The 16,895-nt window shown below is 37.5% G+C and carries 14 protein-coding genes; 8 read left to right on the top strand and 6 right to left on the bottom strand.

Annotated elements, in window-relative coordinates:
• Positions 1-120 precede the first annotated feature (120 nt).
• From AC4QJR_RS16050 to AC4QJR_RS16060, 3 genes are read left to right on the top strand one after another with little or no spacing between them, the layout of a single operon-like run.
• A complete protein-coding gene (locus tag AC4QJR_RS16050) occupies positions 121-1,635 on the top strand; it encodes a spore germination protein (RefSeq protein WP_496523484.1) in 1,515 nt (504 codons plus the stop codon).
• Complete coding sequence (locus tag AC4QJR_RS16055) at positions 1,632-2,783, top strand: Ger(x)C family spore germination protein (RefSeq protein ID WP_496523485.1); 1,152 nt, start codon at positions 1,632-1,634, stop codon at positions 2,781-2,783. The genes AC4QJR_RS16050 and AC4QJR_RS16055 overlap by 4 nt, the downstream gene beginning before the upstream one ends.
• 50 nt (positions 2,784-2,833) lie before the next feature.
• Positions 2,834-3,925, top strand: coding sequence for a GerAB/ArcD/ProY family transporter (locus AC4QJR_RS16060; protein WP_496523486.1), 1,092 nt, complete (start codon positions 2,834-2,836; stop codon positions 3,923-3,925).
• A 430-nt stretch (positions 3,926-4,355) separates the two neighbouring features.
• Here the strand turns inward: AC4QJR_RS16060 and AC4QJR_RS16065 are convergent, their stop codons facing one another.
• Complete coding sequence (locus tag AC4QJR_RS16065) at positions 4,356-5,045, bottom strand: sigma-70 family RNA polymerase sigma factor (RefSeq protein WP_496523487.1); 690 nt, start codon at positions 5,043-5,045, stop codon at positions 4,356-4,358.
• Positions 5,046-5,505: 460 nt separating this feature from the next.
• On the opposite strand from AC4QJR_RS16065, the gene AC4QJR_RS16070 reads away from it, so the two are divergent.
• The 4 genes from AC4QJR_RS16070 to spxA all read left to right on the top strand — a co-directional run bounded on the left by AC4QJR_RS16070 (position 5,506) and on the right by spxA (position 8,772).
• Complete coding sequence (locus AC4QJR_RS16070; protein WP_496523488.1) at positions 5,506-5,955, top strand: DUF1641 domain-containing protein; 450 nt, start codon at positions 5,506-5,508, stop codon at positions 5,953-5,955.
• Positions 5,956-5,971: 16 nt separating this feature from the next.
• Positions 5,972-7,153 carry an NAD(P)/FAD-dependent oxidoreductase gene (locus AC4QJR_RS16075; RefSeq protein ID WP_496523489.1) on the top strand — a complete coding sequence of 394 codons (1,182 nt, stop codon included), beginning with the start codon at positions 5,972-5,974 and terminating at the stop codon, positions 7,151-7,153.
• Positions 7,154-7,714: 561 nt separating this feature from the next.
• Positions 7,715-8,131, top strand: a complete 417-nt coding sequence (locus AC4QJR_RS16080) for an organic hydroperoxide resistance protein (protein WP_496523490.1) — start codon at positions 7,715-7,717, stop codon at positions 8,129-8,131.
• A gap of 245 nt (positions 8,132-8,376) precedes the next feature.
• A complete protein-coding gene (gene spxA, locus AC4QJR_RS16085) occupies positions 8,377-8,772 on the top strand; it encodes a transcriptional regulator SpxA (protein WP_496523491.1) in 396 nt (131 codons plus the stop codon).
• A 347-nt stretch (positions 8,773-9,119) separates the two neighbouring features.
• On the opposite strand, the gene ilvC is transcribed toward spxA, so the two are convergent.
• From ilvC to AC4QJR_RS16110, 5 genes are all read right to left on the bottom strand, one after another.
• Entirely contained in the window at positions 9,120-10,151 is a 1,032-nt protein-coding gene (ilvC, locus tag AC4QJR_RS16090; RefSeq protein WP_496523492.1) for a ketol-acid reductoisomerase, read from the bottom strand.
• Positions 10,152-10,280: 129 nt separating this feature from the next.
• Positions 10,281-12,692 (bottom strand): glycogen/starch/alpha-glucan phosphorylase, encoded by a 2,412-nt coding sequence (locus tag AC4QJR_RS16095; RefSeq protein WP_496523493.1) that lies wholly within the window; start codon positions 12,690-12,692, stop codon positions 10,281-10,283.
• A gap of 141 nt (positions 12,693-12,833) precedes the next feature.
• A complete protein-coding gene (locus tag AC4QJR_RS16100) occupies positions 12,834-13,673 on the bottom strand; it encodes an alpha/beta fold hydrolase (protein ID WP_496523494.1) in 840 nt (279 codons plus the stop codon).
• Positions 13,674-13,770: 97 nt separating this feature from the next.
• Positions 13,771-15,597, bottom strand: a complete 1,827-nt coding sequence (locus tag AC4QJR_RS16105) for an amidohydrolase (protein WP_496523495.1) — start codon at positions 15,595-15,597, stop codon at positions 13,771-13,773.
• Between the two features lie 41 nt (positions 15,598-15,638).
• Entirely contained in the window at positions 15,639-15,809 is a 171-nt protein-coding gene (locus AC4QJR_RS16110) for a XapX domain-containing protein (protein WP_496523496.1), read from the bottom strand.
• Positions 15,810-16,076: 267 nt separating this feature from the next.
• Here AC4QJR_RS16110 and AC4QJR_RS16115 point away from each other — a divergent pair, with 267 nt between their 5' ends.
• Positions 16,077-16,718, top strand: coding sequence for a hydrolase (locus AC4QJR_RS16115; protein WP_496523497.1), 642 nt, complete (start codon positions 16,077-16,079; stop codon positions 16,716-16,718).
• The last annotated feature ends 177 nt before the right edge of the window (positions 16,719-16,895 follow it).

Consider the following 16,895-nt stretch of genomic DNA (forward strand, 5'->3'; position numbering starts at 1 on the left):
TATTTAAAAAGGCTTTTGTATCTCCTTTCCTAACTTGATTAAAGTAACTATGAGAAAAGAAGAAAGAATAATTAGTTTAAATAGGGAAAACTAAATTAAAAAGACTTGAAGGTAGGAAAGATGATGGGATGGTTTGGAAACTCACAACAAAATAATGAACGTAAAACCAATTTAAATCTTTCTGCCGAAAATATGGATAAAAATATTGGAAAAAATATTCTAGAAAATGTGGAAACGTTTAAAAAGATTTTTAATCGTAGTTCCGATATTAAGTTTCGCGAAATTAAGATTCAAGGCAAAACGAAGCTTTTCTTGATTTATGTTGACGGAATGGTAAATACAGATATTGTCACTTCTAACATTTTAGAACCATTGATGTACGATGGTTTACCTCAAGGTCTTGGGGCAGTTGATAGTGTCTCCGAGATGTTGGAACAGGATCGATTTACTGTGTTACAAACGAAGAAAGTTTCAAGCGTAAATGATATATCTGAATCTATTTTAAAAGGGAATCTTGCTTTATTTATCGACGGGGAAAGTATTGCTTTACTAGCTGATGTTAAAAAAATTGAAACTCGAAGTATACAAGAGTCTATCTTAGAGCCAGCACTACGCGGATCAAGAGAAAGTTTTACAGAGAATCTGCGAACGAATACGACGTTGCTCCGCCGGATTATTGCATCCCCTAACCTGAAAATTGAAGAATTAATAATCGGAAAACTGACAAGAACCGATGTAGCTGTTGTCTATATTGAGGGAGTTGCTTCAATATCTGTCGTCAATGAAGTCCTTAATCGAATTAAAAAGATTCAAATGGATGGGGTACTTGAATCGGGAATTATCGAGGAATCCATTGAAGAAAATCATTTTTCTCCTTTTCCCCAACTCATGAATAGTGAGCGTCCAGACGTTGTTGCCGCTGGATTGCTTGAGGGTAGAGTGGCGATATTAACCAGCGGAACCCCTGTTACACTTATCGCTCCCATGACGTTTTGGGCAGGAGTTCAGGCACCAGATGATTACCATCAACGATTCTTGTTTATAATGATGATTCGATGGGTTCGCTATATCTTTACCATCTTATCGGTTCTTTTACCATCCTTGTATATTGCTTTAACCAACTTTCATCCTGAAATGGTTCCGCCCAAACTAATGTTGAATATTGCTGCACTGCGGGAAAGGGCACCGTTTCCGACTGTGATTGAAATCTTATTAATGGAGTTCATATTTGAAGGTTTACAGGAAGCTGGAATTCGTTTGCCAAAACAAATAGGTCCGCTTGTAAGTATAGTTGGGGCATTGGTCATCGGGGAAGCAGCAGTTAGTGCGGGAATCATTTCCGGACCTATTGTCATTGTCGTATCGGCAGCCGGAATTGCATCGTTTATTATTCCTCGATATAGCTTCGGCTTCCCCTTACGTATGTTAAGATTCCCTTTACTCATTCTAACTGGAATATTTGGCCTTTTTGGAACATCGATTGGAATTTGTACGATTTTCATTCACCTGCTGCATCTTCATTCATTTGGGACTCCTTACCTTTCCCCGTTGGCTCCACTTAACAAGCGCGGGCTTAAGGATGTGTTGGTACGATGGCCGCGAAAACTAGTTAAAAATGAGAGGGATCATCCATGATGCGTACAACTAAACTTTGTTTACTATTTCTCTTACCACTATGGATCACAACCGGCTGTTGGAACCTTAAGGAACCGGATCAACTCTCATATGTCACGGGAAATGGGCTAGATTTGACAAAAGACGGAAAATTGGAAGCGAGTACTCTTATAGTTGTACCAACGGGGGTTGCAAGTGGCGGAGAATTGAGTGGGGGAGAAAAAAACGAAAGCTTTCATGTGATAAGTGCTACTGGTACTAACGTTACAGAGGCGATTGTGAACATTCAGGCAAAACTATCCCGAGTTGTATTCCAAGGGCATCGAGAAATCTTCCTCATCGGACAAAGAATGGCAGAACATGGAATTGGTGAAACAATCGATCCTTTCCTTCGAAATGCCCAATCGCATTTGCAGTCATTAATATACGTGGTAAAAAATAGAAATGCGAAAGACGTATTTTCAGATGAGCCAATGTTTGAGCCATACATTTCAACGGCACTTGAGAAGGAGCAAACCGCATTAGGTTTCAAACCGTATCTAGCCCGTGAGCTTATTGCGGATATAATGAGTGATGCAACACAGCCTCTATTACCGACAGTTAGTTTAAATTCCACAAAACACTTTAGTTATTCTGGATCTGCCATACTAAATAAAGATAATGGTGTGAAATTGGTGGGATTCTTGAATAGAAAAGAATCATATTATGCAACTTGGATAACTGACAGACTAACAAGTCTCACTCTCACTTCATTTGTTCCCAAAGGGGCTGGAAACGTTAGTTTAAGATTAGAAAAATTAGGTCAGCGTATTCGGGTGAAAAAAGTCAATGAACGCATTCAAATTGATGTCCATCTCATAGGAGAAGGAACCCTATTAGAAAACAATACAAACCTAGACCCATCTAAACGGAAGGATCTTTTGCTCATACAAGATGAATTTAGTCATAAGACACAGAAATCTGTGGAACTACTTGTCAAAAAAGTTCAAAAGAAATATAAAATGGACATTTTCGGGTTTGGTGAAAGTGTACATCAACAATATCCTCAAAAGTGGAAGACCTTAAAGAAAAATTGGACCAAGACCTTTCCTACAGTTGATGTTTCGGTCAATGTAGACCTTCAAATCAATGATCCGGGTATAACTAATTCGTCTTCAAATAAGCCTTAAATTTCATTCAAGCTGCTAGTTGATTTTCTAAAAGGAGTGGGCAAAAATCTATGAAGCTTTCAGGAACCCAACTGGTTTGGATCATTGTAACGACTGAAACCGGGGCAATGATCGGATTAAGAATTACACCGGCGATCCAAGTAGCGAAACAGGATGCATGGCTTTCTATAATAATTGGGGGCATAATAGGTTTAGCCCTAACCTTTTTGGTTGTTCATCTATGTAATTTCCACCCCAACCAAACATTGTTTCAATTTAGCCAAGCATTGTTAGGTAAATGGTTCGGAAGATTGATTGTCCTTCCTTATTTGATTTCCTGGTATATTTTAACTGCTGTATTATTGCGTGCCTTTGCAGATTTTATCCATCTTATTCTTCTTAACAAAACTCCTTTGTGGTTAATCATTCTGCTTTCAATAGGTTTAATAACATATTTGTCCTATTCCTCAGGCATAACGGGAATTGGCCGATTTTGTGAACTAGTTGGGCCCTTAATTATTTTAACAATGATTGTTAGTTTCATTTTAATTGTACAAAACTTAGAATTGCATCATTTACTACCTTTCTATGCTGATTCCGAATGGATGAACATATTAAGGGGATCGATTGCTCCTGCTTATTGGTTCGCAGGTCCGTTCGTCTTATTGGTTATCGTTTCTTTTGTACAAAACACCAAAAAAGTGATTTCAAAATCCATCTTAGGCGTAGGAATTACTATTTTCGTAATCTTTACTGCCACCCTTATTGTCCTGTTGGTTTTTGGGCCGAATTTATCAGCCAAATTAAGATTTCCTTATTTCTCCGCTGTTAGAACGATTGATATTTTAAATTTCATTCAAAACGCTGATATCTTTTTGATGTTTATTTGGATCTTTGGCGTGATTGCCCAAGCTTCCCTTTATTTTTTTATTGCAAGCTATGAAATGGCCAATTGGATTAATGTGAAAGATTGGCGAAAAGTCATATGGTTCGGAGCGCCTGCGATTGCTATTATCACTATTTTAATTCCTGGTGTTTCAGCATTTACATTATTCGACGAATTTTGGAAAGCTGTGGTATTCCCTGTTTGTGGTATTGGGATCCCTCTTTTCTTATGGACCCTTTCAGCGGTCAAAAAGAAAGCATACGAAAAAAAGGTTTGAAGAAGTTTATATCATTGAACTCGCTTTCTATTTTGTACGTAAAAGAGTTTAAGTAAGGAGATACTAAAGTCCTTGCTAAATAAAAAATAAAAAGCTTAAACGGCTATTTACTAGCTAGCCCTTTAAGCTTTAAAGGTATTTACAAGATAGTGGAAGGTAATCATCCCCTGCTATTACTATCTCCATTGGCCTTAAAATTGCTCCATTCTGATATATTTCATTTTACATTACCTCTTTGAGTTTTTTATGTAAAAAATGATTTCAAATTCCTTTATGTTTCAGCTAGCTTGGGTTCTGGACAAGATATATGTTTCGAATCTATTCTTTTCGACATGAATCATCCGGAATGTGTGAATACCTTCGTTGGAACGAAGAATAAGAGCGGGTTGTCCTTTATTTTCACTGATTTCAATATCTGATATTTCCTCAATCATTGATGCCTGTGCAACATGGCCAAACAGAAACGCTGCAACATAATCTCGTGTTTCAATTGGTTCAACAGCGCCCAATACTTTGCCTCCCCCATCTGAGACCAGTACAACAATTTGATCATAGATACGACTTGATTCAGGTTCCCCTGTTTGAGTGCTAATAATAGATAATGAACTAATTCTTGAGAAGCAGCTTCAGAATGGACTTCCTCTTTAGAACTAATCCTCATCTTTGCACTTGCACGGCTGAACAATTTGCGGCAATTCGCTTCGCTTTTTTCTACAATTTCTGCTATCTCATGATATTCAAAGCTAAGTGCTTTACGAAGGACAAAAACGACACGCTCGGTTGGTGTAAGCTTATTAATTAGCACAAGCATCCCGTAAAACAATCGATCGTCACGAACCACTGAGTCCACTGAATTTTCTTCAGAACTAGAAAGGAGTTCAGGAAGGCATTCCCCACAATATAGATCTCGCCTCATGCGAGCTGTTTTTTGTAAATCCCGACACCGATTCGTTACCATTTTACAAAGATAAGCTTTAGGTTCACCCAATTTCTCTGGCGGGACGTCATATAATTTTAAAAATACGTCATGGACAACGTCTTCCGCATCTGAAACCGATCCTATCAGTTGGTACGCGAGTTTAAACAACAACATTTTATATTTTTCGTACAGTTCTTGCATCTTTTCACTTCCATTCTATTTCAACAATTCACTAATTCATAGCAGGGGCTACAAATATAACGAGATAAGATACAATTTTGTGACAAATTAAAATATTGTTTCTTTAATTAATGCATACCATTACCTACTAATCTTGTATACCTTACAAAGAGTATAAGAAAAAACTATTATCCTGATTATTTTTTATTTAGAAAGATTATGTTTTGAAATTCATATCAATTCAAATCTAATTTGACTGCTTGTCACAGAATGAATCACTAATTCGTTACATATATGTAATCCTGCTTACGGTTGGAATCCTGTGAGTTCTTTATATTCTCACAGCCAAACTCTTTTGGATTATTTGTGAAATAATTCACAAATATCTTAAACTGTTATAGATTCCAGTGATTCCATTGGAAAGGTGGCTCTTTAGCTCCTTATATATAAAATTATTACTATACGCAAAGGAGAATTAGACATGTCAGTAATAATTACTCAAACAATGCCTAAAAAAGATGCACTAAACTTGTCAGCAAATCAAGAACAATTTGATATCCTTGAACGCCTATTAAAACCTGAGACTCAGGAGTCATTGACTATATTAGTCGATCAGCTTCCCGAACTTGTAAATATTTTGACAAAGTCATATGAATTTGCTCAATCTGTGGCTACTGATGAAGTACTAAAAAATGATACTGTTGGAGCTATACAAGAAATTTTAGAACCTGTAACACACTGTGTAAAAAACATTGCATCAATTGCAATCGAAGCAAAAGACCGTGCTGAGGAAAGCAACGAAGTGATAGGTCTTTTTGGTCTTTTAAAGATGTTAAAAGATCCACAAGCCCAGAAGTTATTCCGTTTCGTAAACACTTTTCTACAAATTACAGCAGAACGAGATAAAAATAATACTAAAATTCAAAAATAAGAACGGAGGATTAACTATGGCTAAACATATCGTCATCTTAGGTGCGGGTTATGGTGGACTGTTAACTGCTTTAACCGCTCGCCAATATATATATAAAGCTGACGCACAAATAACAGTGGTAAACAAATATCCAACACACCAAATCATCACTGAACTGCACCGACTTGCAGGGGGAACTATTTCTGAACAAGCTATTTCAATATCTTTAGAAAAACTTTTCAAAGGAAAAGATATTGATCTTAAAATTTCAGAGATTGAATCTTTTTCAGTAGACAATAAACTAGTGAAGCTTGCTGATGGTTCTACTTTAACTTATGATGCCCTTGTTGTTGGTTTGGGAAGTCAAACTGCTTATTTCGGCATTCCAGGACTTGAAGAGTACAGCATGGTGTTAAAATCAGTTGCTGATGCAAACAACATTTACAATCATATTGAAGATCGCATTCGCAAATTTGCTCAAACGAAAAATGAAGCAGATGCAACGATTCTAATAGCCGGCGGAGGATTAACTGGGGTTGAATTAGTTGGTGAAATCGTTGAGAATATGCCTAAAGTTGCTAAAAACTATGGCGTTGATCCTAAAGAATTGAAAATCATGCTCGTAGAATCTGGTCCAAAAATTCTTCCAGTTTTACCTGATCAATTAATTCAACGTGCAACGACTAGTTTAGAAGCCCGCGGAGTTGAATTCTTAACAGGTCTTTCTGTAACAAATGTTAAAGGAAATGAAATCGAATTAAAAGATGGCCGCAAAATCATAGCAAATACATTCGTTTGGACAGGTGGAGTACAGGGCCTTCCTCTAGTTGGAGAATCTGGCCTCGAAGTAGATCGTAACCGTGCAACTGTTAATCGTTTTCTTCAATCTAATTCTCATAATGACGTATTTGTTGTCGGTGACAGTGCTGTTGTCTATCCTCCAGAAGGTGGTCGTCCATACGCACCTACTGCACAAAATGCTTGGCAAATGGGTGAACTTGTTGGTTACAATCTATTTGCATACTTACAAGACAAAACATTGAAAGAGTTTGCACCAATTAACTCAGGTACACTTGCAAGTTTAGGTCGTAAGGATGGTGTTGCTATAATTGGGTCCAACTCTATTCCACTTCAAGGGCTGCCAGCTACTCTAATGAAAGAAGCAAGTAACATACGTTATTTGTCACATATTAAAGGACTGTTCAGTTTAGCCTATTAAAACTTAATAATAAAATTGCAAAATAATGAATAAGTTTTTGTTTATAAGAGGTAACTCAAACACAAATGTCTGATCAATCTCCCCTAACGATGAACTATTTGCGATTATAGCCTATGCAAATTCCATTTGAAATCAATAATGGAATTTGCAGGTTATAGTCGTATTCTTTTTGGTAAAGATTTTATAAGTTTTTTCATACCTAAGAATCATAATTTTATCGTGGTTATCTTTTATTTTGAGGTAAAATGGCTGGTTAAAAAAGGCTTCGATTGGATGGTTGTAAAATTAATAAATCTATTATTATGGAGAAGTAGCTATTATTATGGAATGCATTTGAAAAGTAATACAAATGATGATTGGTTAAATGTGTGAATTGATTCACACATATCTCTTCTCCTTTGTTTTTTCGCTTTATATCTTATTTTAATTAGAGGGATGGACTCTTCCCTTCCCCCATCTTAAAAAAATTTAATTTTATATAATTAAGTTGTGGACCATTTAATTATATAAAATTAAATTGTAGGCAATTTAATTTTAAAATATTATTTATGAGGTGATTATATGTCAGTGCTATTTACATCAAAAGCAACAACACATGGTGGACGTGAAGGAAGAGTAAAATCAGAAGATGGAATCATTGATTTGAATCTTGTTATGCCGTCACCAAACAACAAGAAAGAAGGCTCAAATCCTGAACAACTATTCGCAGCAGGTTACTCAGCTTGTTTCGATGGAGCTTTAAATCTGATTGCCAGAAAAAACAAACACAAAATTGAGTCATCTATTACAGCTGCAGTGAGTTTATTGAAAGATCCAGCAGACGATGGTTTTAAAATCGGTGTAGTTCTGCATGCACATATAAAAGGTGTTTCTCAAGACGTAGCTGAACAATTGGTGAAAGAAGCTCATGAATTCTGCCCATATTCTAAAGCAACAAGAGGGAATATTGAGGTTTTATTAGAAACAACAGTAGAATAGTAAAAAGGAACCTATTGGCACTGCCAGTGCCAATAGGTTCCTTTTGTTTCATTATTTTTGATTATAAGTAGGCATGGCTTAAAGTAAATCATTAATTTGACAGTTTAGGTGATGCAATTCCTCATGATAGTTGGAAAAAAGTAGGATTAGCTGTTCTAGGAGGTAAATGAAAAGGAAACGTCTATTAAATTTGACTGAAAATGCGGGAGCGTAGTATTTGTATAAGAATGGAGGATGCTTTATAAATGATAAACTTTTATACATCGACAAGTTGTGGATCTTGCAGAAAAGCAAAAGATTGGCTTGACCAGCACCAAATTGCTTATATAGAAAGAGACATTTTATCCTATCCATTTACGATAGAGGAAATTAAAAATATCCTTCGATTGACAGAGGATGGTACAGATGAAGTCATTTCTACAAGATCTAAAGCTTTTCAAAAGGTGAATTTAAACATGGATTCTCTCTCAATACAAGAATTGTACCAGATAATTAAAGATAATCCAGGATTATTACGAAGACCGATAATCCTTGACGAAAAAAGATTACAAGTCGGATATAATGAACATGAAATTCGTAAATTTTTGCCACGAAAAATCCGAACATTCCAATTTCAAGAAGCTCAAGGGATAATAAATTAATAATGAAGAATTTAATTAAGTTGGGTTAGTGCTGTATTGAATCTTTATTGAAAAACTAAATTAATAGATTAATTAAGTCGACACCTTTAATAACTGTTTACAGTTAATTAAGGGTGTTGTTTTTATTAAAAAATGATTAAATTTTCTGTTGCTTTTCTTTCTAAAAGATTAGAGGAAAAGTTCAGAAAGATATATATATATATATAAAGGAAAAAAGCAATGGTGAAAAGCACAATTCAATAAGCTCTTCACCATGCTAATGGATAAATATGTGATTCAGTTTTTTTCAACTGGTTTAAATTAAAACTAGGAGATTGTTCTCCATCGTGCAGTATCGTGTCAAGATGTTAACGTGAACCGATTACCGCCACTTCCTTCTTTTGGTTTACTGGTTTTTTAATAAATGGCATTAATGCCCGAAGATCACGGCCAACTACTTCGATCGGATGATTGTTTTCGCTGCGATTGATTGCATTAAATTGCGGGCGGTTTGCCTGGTTTTCTAAGATCCAGCCCTTGGCAAATGCACCTGTTTGAATGTCTGTTAATACTTCTTTCATGCGTGCTTTTGTTTCTTCGTTTACCACACGTGGTCCAGAAACGAAATCTCCCCATTGTGCTGTATCAGAGATAGAGTAGCGCATGTTTTCTAATCCTCCTTCATATAGAAGGTCAACGATTAATTTTAATTCGTGTAAGCACTCAAAGTAAGCAACTTCTGGTTGGTAACCAGCTTCCACAAGCGTTTCGAAACCAGCTTTGATTAGGGCTGTAGTACCGCCGGCAAGAACTGCCTGTTCTCCGAATAAGTCTGTTTCTGTTTCTTCTTGGAAAGAAGTTTCTAATACACCTGCACGAGCAGAGCCAATTCCTTTAGCGTAAGCTAGAGCCAAGTTATGTGCTAGCCCAGTATAGTCTTGGTATACTGCGTAAAGTGCTGGAACACCTGCGCCCTCTGTATATGTGCGGCGAACTAAATGTCCTGGTCCTTTAGGAGCAACAAGGAATACGTCAACATCTGCAGGAGGAACGATTTGTGAAAAATGAACATTGAATCCATGTGCAAAAACTAGTGCGTTACCAGCTTCAAGGTTGGGTTTAATGCTTTCTTCGTACACCCTTGGCTGCATTTCATCTGGAAGTAAAACCATAACAACTTCTGCTTGACGAGTTGCTTCTGCAACAGTAGTAACCTCAATGCCCTCTTCTACTGCTTTATCCCATGACTTTCCACCTCTTAAACCAACAACAACATCAAAGCCGGTATCTTTTAGGTTTAATGCGTGAGCATGACCTTGTGATCCATAACCGATTACTGCAATCTTTTTTCCTTGTAAAACTCCCTCTTGAATATCTTCGTTATATAGTACCTTTGCCATTATAATCATCCATTCAGTATTGTTTATTTTATTTGAGAATACGTAGTTAACTCGTTAACTGGTGGTTGATTGCCCCTTAAAAAGGCGGTTAATCTAGTTAATGAACTGTGCTTTCTTAGGCCTAGTTGTTCAGTGAATAAATTGTTTCGCTGGTACGATATGCCAAATTTCTTCTGCATATTTTTTAACCGTATCGTCAGAACTAAACTGTCCAGCATTTGCGATGTTCATCAAACTCATCTTCCGCCATGTTTTTTGATCTTTATATAACATGTCGATTTTTTCTTGGGCCGCCACATATGGAAGGAAATCTAGAAGATTAAAATATTCATCGTTGTATTTAATCAACGCATCAAAGATTTCTTGACCTTCACGAATAATATTTGGAATCGTTCCATCAACAAGTGCATTCACCACGCGTTTGATGAATGGATCAGCATCATAAACACCCCATGCATTATAATCACGTGCAGAATAGTGGGTATACACGTCATCTTTATCCATCCCAAAGATTACGATATTTTCATCGCCAACAGCATCTCTAATTTCAATATTAGCCCCGTCGAGCGTTGCTATCGTTACTGCGCCATTTAGCATAAACTTCATGTTTGAAGTACCAGATGCTTCTTTAGAGGCAAGTGAAATTTGCTCTGAAACATCTGCTGCCGGTACAATAATTTCTGCTAATGAAACGTTATAGTTCGGTAAAAAGACAACTTTCAATTTATCTTTCAATGCTTTGTCGTTATTGACTAAGTTACCAACTTCGTTAATCACCTTGATAACTGATTTTGCATAATAGTAGCTCGGTGCTGCTTTTGCTCCGAAAATGAAAACGCGTGGCGTAATATCTAAATCAGGATTTTCCTTCAAATCCAGATATAACTTGATGATGTGTAAGAGATTTAATAGCTGACGCTTATACGCATGAAGACGCTTGACTTGTACATCGAAAATCGCATTTGGTGACACTTCAACACCAGTAGCTTCTTTTATGTATGCGGCAAGACGCTCTTTGTTTTGATGTTTTGCATGTGCAAGTTTATCTTGAACTTCTTTATCGTCTGCATAACTTTCTAAAAGTTTAATTTTGCTTGCATCTGCACGCCATTCTTTACCAATCGTCTCATCCAATACCTTAGACATGGGTTCGTTTGAAATTTGTGACCAACGACGCAAAGCTATCCCGTTGGTCTTATTATTAAAGCGCTCAGGGAAAAGTACATAGAAATCATGAAGGACAACATCTTTCAACAAGTCAGAGTGGATTTTAGCAACCCCATTTGTTGAATGAGAACCAATGATAGCTAAGTGCGCCATATGCACTTGTCCCAATTGAATGATACGTGTACGTCCTACAATTTCAGGATCGGCAACTTTACTCATTTCTTCTACATAACGACGGTCGATTTCTTCAATGATTTGATAAACGCGTGGAATTAAGAATTTAACCATATCCACTGGCCATTTTTCTAATGCCTCTTGAAGAATAGTGTGGTTGGTATATGACATTGTTTTCACAATCGCATTCCAAGCACGGTCCCAGTCCATCTTATGGTCGTCAATCAGTAAACGCATTAACTCAGCAACTGCTAAAGCCGGGTGCGTATCATTGATGTGTACCGCGATTTTTGTGTAAATTTCATCAAGCGGGATTCCAAGTTTCAAATAATGCTTGACAATTGTTTGAAGCCCTGCTGAAGTAAAGAAATATTCCTGTACAAGTCTTAATTGGCGACCTTCATAAGTCGAATCATCAGGGTAAAGCACACCTGTAATATCTTGAACTCGACGACGTTCGTTGATTGAATAGTATTTTCTTTCTTCAGATTCTGGAATTTCTACATCCCACAGACGAAGGTTATTGACTTGTCCATTTTCATAACCAACCATTGCTGTGTCGTATGGTACTGCGCGCAAAACTCTAGGATTTTCATAAACCGGTGTGAAATTACCTGTGGCCTCGTCTTCTTTAAGCCATACATTTCCTTCCATCTTCACTTCAACTGCTTCATGGGCTTTACACACTTCCCAAATATTACCACCTTGTAACCAAGCATCTGGAAATTCTACTTGATAACCGTCAATAAATTGTTGTTTAAACAAACCGTATTTGTAACGGATACCATTTCCGAATCCTGGAAGACCTGTCGATGCTAGCGAATCCATGAAACAAGATGCGAGACGACCGAGTCCACCGTTTCCGAGTGCCATGTCTTTTTCGGCTTCGCCGATCATATCAAAATCCAAACCTAATTCTGATAATCCATCGCGTACATCATCTAAAATTCCTAAATTTAGCAAATTACTGCGAAGCATTTTTCCTGGTAAGAACTCGATCGAGAAGTAATAGGCAGTTTTAGTTTGATTTTCCATTTGGTAACGACGTACATCGCGCCAATCCTCAGAAATATAATTCTTAATTACCGAACCGAGAGATTCAAATAGTTCCTGTGCATTTGCATCCGCTGTTTCAATCGCGAATTTTTCATGCAATCGATTTTTAAAATCTGTTTGGAACTTTTTTTTGAGCAATTTCACAAGTACCGACCTCTATTCATTTTTTTGATGTTCACCGATATGGAATACAGTATCCTTTAAACCACCAATATCGTGGACAACCGTTCAGAGAAGATGAAAGGTGAAATTTGCTATTTTCTAGAGTTTAAAAAATATTCATTTTTAATCAGCTCTAAAAAATGATAACAGTGCTTCATTAAATTCTTTTGCATGTGTTGCATTGAACCCATGTGGACTATCCTTTATTAAAACTAACTTAGAATTTGGAATGGCTTCATGTGTTCGCTTACCACTATATTCAAATGGAACAATTGCATCTGAATCACCATGTATAACAAGGGTAGGTATATCAAATTTGGCTAAATCCTCTCTGAAATCCGTTTTACAGAAAGCATCGATACAATCTAGTGTCCCTTTTGGTGATGCATCTGCTGCAATATCCCTATTGTAAAGTCGGAATGGTTCACTGACTAAGTCAGTTCTGTCTCCTACAGCAAAAAATCCTCGCGTAAATTCATCAAGAAATGCTAGTCGATCATTTTTTACTCCATCTTTAAATCTTTGAATTGCTAAATCATCAAATCCTCCCTCAGAATGATCTTTTGACTTATAAAGAAATGGTGGTACAGCTCCCGCAAATACTGCCTTCTCTACTCTATTTGTTCCATAGATTCCGATATAGCGAGCTACTTCTCCACCTCCCATTGAAAATCCTACCAGTGTCACATTTTGGAGATCCAAATGCTCTAGTAACAGATGTAAATCAGTAGCGAATGTATCATAATCGTAACCATTCCATGGCTGAGAAGAGATCCCGAACCCACGACGGTCATAAGTTATGACTCTGTATCCAGCCTCAACGAGAACGGGAACTTGGTATTCCCAAGATCGACCACTTAATGGCCAGCCGTGAATTAATACAACTGGCTTCCCAGTACCATGATCCTCATAATATAGTTCAATTGGGTTTTGATTTTCTGTTCCTACCGTAATTTTCGCCATACTTCCACCTCAAAAAAATATTTTTATTATTTAAAAACATGTATCAATTAAACTAAAAAAATATCATAATAATTTATAAACAAATTTCTATTTTTAATTAAAAGACGAAGCAATCTAAATCACAGAACCCATCGCCGTGATGATGGTGATGATGACAGTTATGCTGATGGCTCTTATGAGACATTAACCCACTGCCATCAATTTTTGAAGTATTATCATAACCTCCAAAGTAATTATATGGTGACCAATCAGGACTAGCTTTGGGAGCTGGAGGCGAAAGTTTTTGAAATTCGGCAGACCCATAGACAATCTTTCCGCCAACTACGGTTAATACCGACTCGATACGTTTAATTTCTTCATCCGGCACATTGAAGAAATTAGCGGAAAGTACGGATAAGTCTGCATATTGGCCTTCTTTGATCTGTCCCTTTACTTCTTCTTCTGCAGAGAACCATGCATTTCCAGCTGTATACATATAAAGAGCTTGTTGTCGATCTAATCGATTTGAAGCCGGATACAAACTTAACCCGCCAACTGTTTTTCCAGTGACCAACCAATATAAGGAAACCCAAGGGTTGTAGCTGGCTACCCGTGTAGCATCTGTACCCACGCCTACATTTAAACCAGCTGATAGCATCTTTGTTATTGGAGGAGTGTTTTCAGCAGCTTGAGAACCATATCTTTCGACAAAATATTCTCCTTGGAATGCCATTCGATTTTGTACAGCTATCGAACCTCCTAATGCAGCTACACGTTCCAGGTCTCGTTCACGAATTGTTTCGGCGTGATCCAATATCCAGCGTAAATCTTTGAATGGTACCTCTTTGTTTACTTTTTCAAAAACATCTAGGAATCGCGAAATCGATTCACCATACGTTGCATGCAGTCGGAAGGGCCAACGATTATGTACTAGATGCTCTGTAACCTTAAATAAATCCGATTCCATAACGGCAGGCAGTTCGGGGCGCGGTTCGACAAAATCCTCAAAATCTGCTGCACTATAAACAAGCATTTCACCAGCACCATTATGCCGATAGTAAGGACTACCAGTATAGGGTTTCGTATTGGTCGTCCATGTTTTAAAGTCGTCTAGCTCCTGATCTGGATGCTGTGTGAATAGATTATACGCAGTTCGGACTGTTATTTCTCCACGCTTATCCAATTCCTCAAAGACCTGATAATCATCAGGGTAATTCTGGGCACCGCCGCCAGCGTCTATAACGCTAGAGATACCAAACCGGTTCAATTCCCTCATAAATAAACGTGTTGAATTCATTTGGTCCTGAAAGGATAACTTTGGTCCCCGTGCTAAAGTGGCATATAAAATCGCTGCATTCGGACGAGCAATAAGCATTCCAGTTGGATTGCCTTTTTTGTCACGTTGGATCTCTCCTCCAGGAGGGTTAGGGGTTTCCTTTGTATATCCAACTGCTCGAAGAGCTGCTTTATTCAGGAATGCTTGACGGTATAAATTAAGAATAAATACAGGTGTATCAGGAGCAATTCGATTAATTTCCTCCAAGGTTGGCATCCGCCGTTCCTGAAATTGAAACTCAGTCCAGCCGCCAACTACCCGAACCCAATGAGGAGCGGGGGTTCGGTCCACTTGTTGTTTCAACTTGCGCAATGCATCGGCCACTGATGGAACTCCATCCCAACGCAGCTCTAAGTTAAAGTTTAATCCTCCTCGTATGAGGTGAATGTGGGTGTCATTTAATCCAGGAATCAGAAGTCGTTTATTTGCATCAATCACTTTAGTCGATGATCCTTTGTATTGCGTTACCTCGGATTCGTTACCCACAGCTAAGAAACGGTCACCTTTAATCGCAACTGCTGTGGCCATCGGATTTGCTTTGTCCATAGTCACAATATTTGCATTGTGAATCAATATTTCTGCCTCTACAGTGTTTGTTTCTAGCGACATAATCTACTTACCTCCTTATTAAAATAATGTACTGCTAACAATCATTGATGGTGTAACCAAAACTTAATCCAAGGAACAAGCCGCTGCCCTAAGAACATTCCAACTAGACCAATTAACCCTAGCATTGGCGGGGCGGGTGACGGAATACGAAGTGTTTGAAAAATGAAGCCGATGATGATACCTGTACCTAAGGCCAATAAACCAGAACCCATTAACTATCTACCTCCTAAAGTGATTATTTTTATTCGCTGAATATTCCGCCTGCTTAAGTCTAATAACAAAAATATTAACTATCAATACTGTTTTACCTATATGATTCATAGGTAAAATCTATAAAATTAATCATAGTTTCCATCTATGAGAAATATAGTAAATTTGCAATTGATTCATGAATTGGTTTTCAAATACTATAAATTTGAACAGCACTTCACAATCTGTGAATCACGCTGTAACTAATTTAACGAAAGTAGGAATTCAAAATGTTTCATGCCAATTCAGATTTGCTCACTCCTGATAACTCTGTAGTTATCCTAATTGATCATCAACCTCAAATGCTTTTCGGGGTAGAAAGCCATGATCGACAAACCATTATCAACAACACGGTGGGATTAGCTAAAACAGCGAAAGTGTTCAATGCACCTATCATTCTAACGACGGTTGCTTCCGATACATTCTCGGGCCCGCTACATCCACAAATCCAGGAAGTTTTCCCTGAACAAAAACCGATAGACCGTACAAGCATGAATTCATGGGAAGATGAAAACTTTTTAGAAGCTGTTAAAAAGACAGGACGAAAGAAATTGGTTATTGCAGCCTTATGGACCGAAGTGTGTCTTGCTTTTCCCACAATTTCTGCCATTAAAGATGGTTACGAGGTTTATATTGTAACCGATGCTTCTGGTGGAACATCCGTTGAATCGCACAATATGTCCATTCAACGTATGATTCAAGCTGGTGCAATTCCGGTTACATGGGAGACTGTCCTCTTAGAATATCAACGTGATTGGAGTCGTCAAGCCAGTTACGATGATGTCATGGAAATCGTAATGAACCACGGTGGAGCGTATGGAGCGGGGGTAATCTATGCCCAAGCTATGTTTGGTGGACACGAAGGAAAGTAGAAATCCTGAATAATAGTAGTGGAACTGGATTCGCTATGTTCAAATATCTATATATATGCCAGTCATGGAAGGTACCATCCAAGCTGTGAATCGATAGTTATTTCTATTAATTAAGGTATAAACAAAACAGCCTACGTCCGTTATTCCACGGGACTTAGGCTGCTTAATTTTAACTTT

It is taken from the genome of Neobacillus sp. BP17, assembly GCF_059579525.1.

Excerpts from the sequence above, each read along its gene's own strand:
- AC4QJR_RS16050 (WP_496523484.1), top strand. The coding sequence starts at position 121 with ATGATGGGATGGTTTGGAAACTCACAACAAAATAATGAACGTAAAACC.
- AC4QJR_RS16055 (WP_496523485.1), top strand. The coding sequence starts at position 1,632 with ATGATGCGTACAACTAAACTTTGTTTACTATTTCTCTTACCACTATGG.
- AC4QJR_RS16060 (WP_496523486.1), top strand. The coding sequence starts at position 2,834 with ATGAAGCTTTCAGGAACCCAACTGGTTTGGATCATTGTAACGACTGAA.
- AC4QJR_RS16065 (WP_496523487.1), bottom strand. The coding sequence starts at position 5,045 with ATGCAAGAACTGTACGAAAAATATAAAATGTTGTTGTTTAAACTCGCG.
- AC4QJR_RS16070 (WP_496523488.1), top strand. The coding sequence starts at position 5,506 with ATGTCAGTAATAATTACTCAAACAATGCCTAAAAAAGATGCACTAAAC.
- AC4QJR_RS16075 (WP_496523489.1), top strand. The coding sequence starts at position 5,972 with ATGGCTAAACATATCGTCATCTTAGGTGCGGGTTATGGTGGACTGTTA.
- AC4QJR_RS16080 (WP_496523490.1), top strand. The coding sequence starts at position 7,715 with ATGTCAGTGCTATTTACATCAAAAGCAACAACACATGGTGGACGTGAA.
- spxA (WP_496523491.1), top strand. The coding sequence starts at position 8,377 with ATGATAAACTTTTATACATCGACAAGTTGTGGATCTTGCAGAAAAGCA.
- ilvC (WP_496523492.1), bottom strand. The coding sequence starts at position 10,151 with ATGGCAAAGGTACTATATAACGAAGATATTCAAGAGGGAGTTTTACAA.
- AC4QJR_RS16100 (WP_496523494.1), bottom strand. The coding sequence starts at position 13,673 with ATGGCGAAAATTACGGTAGGAACAGAAAATCAAAACCCAATTGAACTA.
- AC4QJR_RS16105 (WP_496523495.1), bottom strand. The coding sequence starts at position 15,597 with ATGTCGCTAGAAACAAACACTGTAGAGGCAGAAATATTGATTCACAAT.
- AC4QJR_RS16110 (WP_496523496.1), bottom strand. The coding sequence starts at position 15,809 with ATGGGTTCTGGTTTATTGGCCTTAGGTACAGGTATCATCATCGGCTTC.
- AC4QJR_RS16115 (WP_496523497.1), top strand. The coding sequence starts at position 16,077 with ATGTTTCATGCCAATTCAGATTTGCTCACTCCTGATAACTCTGTAGTT.